This is a genomic window from Sphingobacterium haloxyli, assembly GCF_002980525.1.
Taxonomy (GTDB): Bacteria; Bacteroidota; Bacteroidia; order Sphingobacteriales; family Sphingobacteriaceae; genus Sphingobacterium; species Sphingobacterium haloxyli.
The window spans coordinates 1-1,169 of record NZ_PVBQ01000044.1; the positions used below are offsets into that span (position 1 = coordinate 1).

1 protein-coding gene is annotated in these 1,169 nt (G+C 51.1%); it reads right to left on the reverse strand.

The annotated features are described in order from the left end of the window. A partial coding sequence (locus C5745_RS20370; RefSeq protein WP_165793157.1) for a 3-coathanger stack domain-containing protein occupies positions 1-1,169 on the reverse strand: 1,169 nt, incomplete at both ends.

Sequence of the window (1,169 nt, forward strand, 5' to 3'; positions counted from 1 at the left end):
TTATAGTGGTAGGTATAGGTATTGGTATTCGCGTTACGCTGCAGGTAACCTTCTTCCGTATGGATCATCTCAATCGCACTCGCTGCACTGCCTACCTTTTTGTATTCGATGCCGCTAACATAATCCCGCGTCGTGATTGTACCGCCAACGGTAGAGGTCTTGCGCAGCTTGGTCCCCAGAGCATCATAGAGGTACTGCACCCCGACTGCCGGGTTACTGCCCGACTGTGCCCGGTTGACCGTTTTGGGCAGGTTGAGGTAATTGTAGGTAAAGTGCGTTTCCATGCGGTCTGTCTTCACATTGCCATTGGCATCATAAAGATAACTTCCCGTTAGCCCGCCGCTCAATGAGGTAAGACGGTTACCGTTGTATGTGTAGCTGGTCACCGCGCCGTTGTCACGTCTCAGACTCTCGATATTGCCCATCTCATCATAGGTCAGGACCTCATGCATATCACCGTTTACACTGTTGCCGTCCTTCAGTCTATTGAGAGCATCGTAGGCATAGGTAAACCATTTTGCAGTACCATCGCCGTGTTTCCAGCGCTGCTCGGAGATATTGCCGTTGTACTGCGGTACCGAACCGTCCTCGTAACGAAGCTCGCTCTCAAAATCCTCCGAACGTGTGCTCGTTAACCATCCACGCGGATTGTAGGTGTACTGGATGGTCTGCAACGCATTTCCAGGCACGATCGATGCGTGGAAATTGGATCCCGCAGGTGCGTGGAAACCTGGCTTTAATAGAATACTGGAAGAGGCCTTTTTCTGGTAGATCTGCCCCGAGGCCATAATCTCATCCAGCACGATATGCGCTGCTATATCGGTTCCCTCATCGATGGCATGCAGTACCTTCGTTTTTAGCTGCCCGATCTCATTGTATACCAGCTTGCTCTGTATGATTTCCGGCTGGCCGGTCACCTCCTTTCTGGTCTCCACCAAACGGCCTACGTGGTCATATATATTTTTCGTCAGGACTGTTGTTGCTGTTCCTGTTGGCGTAGCCCTGTGCTCTCGCCTGCTGGTCAAAAGCTCCCCTGTAAAACTATACGTATTCGTAACCCGGTCAACACCTCCAAGGTGGTTGTTCGAAACAGTTTCTATCAATCGGGCACGCTTATCGTAATAGTTCACCGTCAAAAGTGGGGCGCTTCCGTCGTCCTTACTGACCTT